This is a genomic window from Clostridium sp. FS41 (assembly GCF_000954015.1).
Lineage (GTDB): Bacteria > Bacillota > Clostridia > Lachnospirales > Lachnospiraceae > Enterocloster > Enterocloster citroniae.
This window is the reverse complement of sequence record NZ_JYHN01000023.1, coordinates 1-3,926: the sequence shown is the minus strand read 5'-3', so window position 1 is coordinate 3,926 and position 3,926 is coordinate 1. Positions and strand designations below refer to the sequence as shown.

The window sequence follows — 3,926 nt, the reverse complement described above, 5'->3', positions numbered from 1 at the left end:
GCAGTGGGGGAACTGCTGGCAGAGCAGCCACACACCAAGATGCCCATTTAGCGGAGGAAGGAAGTTATGGGATTAGAGGTATTTGACCATTACGAATGTGACGGCCAAATAGAATTATTTGCAATACAGGAGGAAAATATGGGAACGGATAAAACGATTGCGAAAAGATTCTGCGAGTACTATAAGGCATGTCGGGACAAAGAGGAGAGAAAGAGATGCGAATGGTACGCGCTCGCCGAGATGTGGAAGAAAGATGGCTACATAGACAATGCGCTTGGAGACAGGGTAGAGTCCGCTCAAAAAGAATATGCCGAGGCAGAAAAGGAAACCAATATCTTTGCAAGGCTGGCGTTGGACTGCATCCTGGAAGGCCAGAAGCGGTAAACACAGATTTAAGAAAGAAGAATGAGATATGAACGAACCAGAAGATTTTATAAAAGATAATCATGTCTATAATCTTGATGCCAAAGATTTTATACACGCCCTTTATGAAGATTACGGAGATGAAAGCATCGATATGTTTTTGTGTGATTTTCCCTACACATTTAAAGGTATAAATCGAGTTACCGCAAACAAATGGGATTTACCAATAGATGATAAGGAATTTTTTGATTTAGCATTGAAAATGTTAACGCCAGATGGGTGTATAGCCTTAACAGCAAGTCAACCGTTTACAAGCTATTTAGTTATGAACCATATTAATAATTTTAAATATGAATGGATTTGGGAGAAAGACAATGGATCTAATTTCGTAAGTGTAAAGCATCAACCATTTAAAGTTCATGAATCCATCCTAATCTTTGGGAAAGCACCAATTACATATAATAAGTCGGGAAAATACATGAAATACAATCCTCAATTTACCAAGGGGAAACCTTATAAGATAAAGCGTAAAGGAATGACAGATAACCTTGCAACCTCAAATGGCTACGAAAGGACAGATGGAGAGTATGACGGTAAGCGCTATCCAAGAAGTGTCCAGAAATTTAATGTTGAAAAGGGGTTACATCCAACCCAGAAACCAACAAAATTATTTGAATATATGATTAAAACATATACGGATATTGGCGGACGAGTTGTCGATATATGTTGCGGTTCTGGAACGACCGCAGCCGCAGCCGCGGCACAGAACAGAATTTATATAGTTAATGATAAAAATCTTAAATATACAGATATAACGCTGGCCAGATTAATGCAGTAAGCTATTTCAGCAGTATTAATATTTTTTAGAAGGAGACAGTAATGGAATTAATTGCGCTGTTGAAAAAAGCGCCGCCAGACGATATTGTCCTGGCAGATATAGGACAGGAAGAAAGTGCAGATATATCGGGGATGTTGACAGCATCTGATGTGTTAATAGGGAATGGAACAATTAGAGGGATAACGTGCCTGAAAATAGAACCATACGAAGATTAAGAATTTAAGGAGGAGAACAGCCGGATGAAATTTGAGATTGAGTACGCTCAATTCACAAAAATTGTAATTGATGCGGAAAATAAAGAAGAAGCGGAAAATATAGCGGCAGTGATGGACGGAGAGGATATTGCAGAGCATGATCTGCACGAATATGATATATGGAATATTAGACAGATAAATTAGCATTTAGTGGAGGAAATTAAAGTATGTTATATCCAGAAGTGGAATTGATAAAAGAACATGCGTATTGTGTATGTGGGGCACCGAATTTTAGAAATAGTTCGGAATTTCATAAACCGATATATAAAATTTACAGTGTTACGATTCCTACCAGACCATATGGAACTAAAACACATCATTTATGCGAGGATTGTATAAAAAGGATTATGAAAGGTGTTGAGCAAGTAAACATCTGACGTTAACTTAGTATTTTCAGAAGGAGGGCCAAATGAATAAAGAGCCACTTACTCCGGAGGAGCTGCAAGAACTGGCGGGAAAACCTGTATACTGTCCAGAAATAGAGGCATACGGTATTGTTAAATACGAAACTATAGGAACATGGGCGGGAGTACCGTTTTTGGTTGGAGCTTGGCATCGTGATGGCGTTGCCGTAAATTTTGAATACAACATTGCAGAGAGAAAGCTGAATTGTTATAGAATCAGCGAATATTAGAATTTAAGAAGGGAACTACGGTATGGAGAGATTAACAGATTGGATTAATGAGGAAAAAACTGAGGTAAGCATACGTCATGATAGATTTCGTGATGCGATGATAAGATTAGCTGCCTATGAGGATACCGGCCTGGAGCCGTGTGAAATCCCGGTATTATTGGATAGGCTCAAACGTGCGAGCGAGCAATGGGATATTTGGTATGATGCTTACCAGAAGGATGTACCTGTATGGATTCCAGTGGCAGAGCAGCTCCCAGAGGCAAAAGAAGATGTCTTAGTCTGCACGAGGGATGGCTGGATATTAACAGCCTGGTATGGTCCGCATGGGGAAAGCTGGCATATAACTCCAACGGATCTCAATCACCCAATGAAAGATATCAACGCTTGGATGCCGCTGCCAGAACCGTATAGGCCAGAGAAATTAAAATTTCCGAGATAACCGGAGAAAGGGAAAATTATGAAAGCAACAGGAATTATAAGGAGAGTGGATGATTTGGGGCGGATTGTGCTGCCGAAGGAAGTAAGGCGGAAGTTAGGAATAAGCGAAGGAACACCTATGGAGATATATGTCTCAGCAGATAGCGTTACACTGAAAAAGTATTATCCAGAAAATGAATTATCAAGTATGGCTGCCAACCTTCAAGAAGCCGTGGAAGAGATGTGTGTTGGCTTGGGACCGAAAAAGACTGGAGATATTCGGCGGCATATTCGGGAGATTCAGAATCTTTTAAAACAGGGAAATTAGCCTTTAGCCGCCGACTGCTGAGTGTCGGAGAAATGGAGAAAAAATATGTTAGCAGATTTTGAAGAAAGAGAAAAGAAATACAATGATGCTGCACGTGAACAAGAAATACTTTCTGCCGAACTGGAAGAACTAGAAGAAGGAACTGACCAGTACAATGCAAAAGTAAATAGAATCAATGAGCTTGGCAAAATAACAGGCGTATTCTGGTAAACTGAGATATTCGATACGAAGGGAGATTACTAATGGGATTAGCTGATGTAATAGGAAAAGACGACAGAACTGAGATCAAGACAGAAACATTGTTTGAGTTGATGAAGGAAGGGGCAAGATCAGAACTGGTAATGAATGCAGTAAACTGCAACGTGCCGCATCAGTACATACGAGAGATGGCCACTGGTAAGTCTGAGGCCACAGGGCAGACGCAGGAGGTGTTTGATTGAAAAGGATAATTGGAGGCTTAATGTTACTGGCTGTATTCGCTGTACTGTTTGCCATAACCGTAGCGGAATCAGGGATAAAAGTAGCGGCCATAAGGTGGATAGTATCGCTTGCAATAACCTTAATGATTATTGCGGGAACATGGCTATTGATAAGATGAGCGGAGCAGCTGTGCTAAAGGAGGTGCTTGATGAAAAAGAAAGCAGACAGTAAACAGGTAAAGGCCAATAAGGTATTACGGTTATCAGCTGTAGCGGCTTCCGCGGAATCAGCCATCAAGGAACCGCCACCAGACACATGGTCCGCCAGGATGCCGGCCTATACATATACAGTGGCCTGCCCGGATCCGGAACTGCGGGAGCCACCGAAGGGAGTGAGACGATATTATGACCCGAGCAGAAAGGCGCCGTTTGGAGCGTCAGAACAGAAAGCAGCCTACATACAATCTTTCCAGGGACCAGATGCAGGGGATTAAACGGGAGGCCACACACGATGCAGCCGAGACGGCATTCCTTCTGATGCTTGGAATACCGGTGCTGATGTTTAAGGATCACTTCGGACAGCTGATCCGGCGTGAGGTGGATGGTAAGAGCCGGGAGCAACGCTTTGTGGACTACTGCCTGGAGTTTTACCGGCAGTTTGATAAAGGATTGT

11 protein-coding genes and 1 pseudogene are annotated in these 3,926 nt (G+C 42.0%); all 12 read left to right on the top strand.

Annotation, left to right across the window (positions count from 1 at the left end; all coding sequences use genetic code 11):
- Positions 1 to 66: 66 nt before the first annotated feature.
- Positions 67 to 384 carry a hypothetical protein gene (locus CLFS41_RS02600; protein ID WP_045091367.1) on the top strand — a complete coding sequence of 106 codons (318 nt, stop codon included), beginning with the start codon at positions 67 to 69 and terminating at the stop codon, positions 382 to 384.
- A gap of 28 nt (positions 385 to 412) precedes the next feature.
- Positions 413 to 1,201, top strand: a complete 789-nt coding sequence (locus tag CLFS41_RS02595; protein ID WP_052665588.1) for a site-specific DNA-methyltransferase — start codon at positions 413 to 415, stop codon at positions 1,199 to 1,201.
- A gap of 41 nt (positions 1,202 to 1,242) precedes the next feature.
- Positions 1,243 to 1,416 carry a hypothetical protein gene (locus CLFS41_RS30370; protein ID WP_200895070.1) on the top strand — a complete coding sequence of 58 codons (174 nt, stop codon included), beginning with the start codon at positions 1,243 to 1,245 and terminating at the stop codon, positions 1,414 to 1,416.
- 24 nt (positions 1,417 to 1,440) lie between these two features.
- Positions 1,441 to 1,599 (top strand): hypothetical protein, encoded by a 159-nt coding sequence (locus CLFS41_RS30000; RefSeq protein WP_161797475.1) that lies wholly within the window; start codon positions 1,441 to 1,443, stop codon positions 1,597 to 1,599.
- A 265-nt stretch (positions 1,600 to 1,864) separates the two neighbouring features.
- Positions 1,865 to 2,089 carry a hypothetical protein gene (locus CLFS41_RS02590; protein ID WP_045091366.1) on the top strand — a complete coding sequence of 75 codons (225 nt, stop codon included), beginning with the start codon at positions 1,865 to 1,867 and terminating at the stop codon, positions 2,087 to 2,089.
- A 22-nt stretch (positions 2,090 to 2,111) separates the two neighbouring features.
- Entirely contained in the window at positions 2,112 to 2,528 is a 417-nt protein-coding gene (locus tag CLFS41_RS02585; RefSeq protein ID WP_045091365.1) for a DUF551 domain-containing protein, read from the top strand.
- Positions 2,529 to 2,546: 18 nt separating this feature from the next.
- Positions 2,547 to 2,711 (top strand): annotated as a pseudogene (locus CLFS41_RS31100) (AbrB/MazE/SpoVT family DNA-binding domain-containing protein); the annotation flags it as partial.
- A gap of 168 nt (positions 2,712 to 2,879) precedes the next feature.
- Positions 2,880 to 3,044 (top strand): hypothetical protein, encoded by a 165-nt coding sequence (locus tag CLFS41_RS29995; RefSeq protein ID WP_161797474.1) that lies wholly within the window; start codon positions 2,880 to 2,882, stop codon positions 3,042 to 3,044.
- A gap of 32 nt (positions 3,045 to 3,076) precedes the next feature.
- Positions 3,077 to 3,274 carry a hypothetical protein gene (locus tag CLFS41_RS02575; RefSeq protein WP_045091363.1) on the top strand — a complete coding sequence of 66 codons (198 nt, stop codon included), beginning with the start codon at positions 3,077 to 3,079 and terminating at the stop codon, positions 3,272 to 3,274.
- Positions 3,271 to 3,432 carry a hypothetical protein gene (locus tag CLFS41_RS29990; protein WP_161797473.1) on the top strand — a complete coding sequence of 54 codons (162 nt, stop codon included), beginning with the start codon at positions 3,271 to 3,273 and terminating at the stop codon, positions 3,430 to 3,432. The genes CLFS41_RS02575 and CLFS41_RS29990 overlap by 4 nt, the downstream gene beginning before the upstream one ends.
- 30 nt (positions 3,433 to 3,462) lie before the next feature.
- The gene (locus CLFS41_RS02570; protein WP_242856761.1) at positions 3,463 to 3,747 is read left to right on the top strand and encodes a hypothetical protein; all 285 of its coding nucleotides are present in this window, start codon (positions 3,463 to 3,465) and stop codon (positions 3,745 to 3,747) included.
- Positions 3,734 to 3,926 (top strand): hypothetical protein (locus CLFS41_RS02565; protein ID WP_347467381.1); only part of this gene is annotated, 193 nt, incomplete at its 3' end. The genes CLFS41_RS02570 and CLFS41_RS02565, both read left to right, overlap by 14 nt.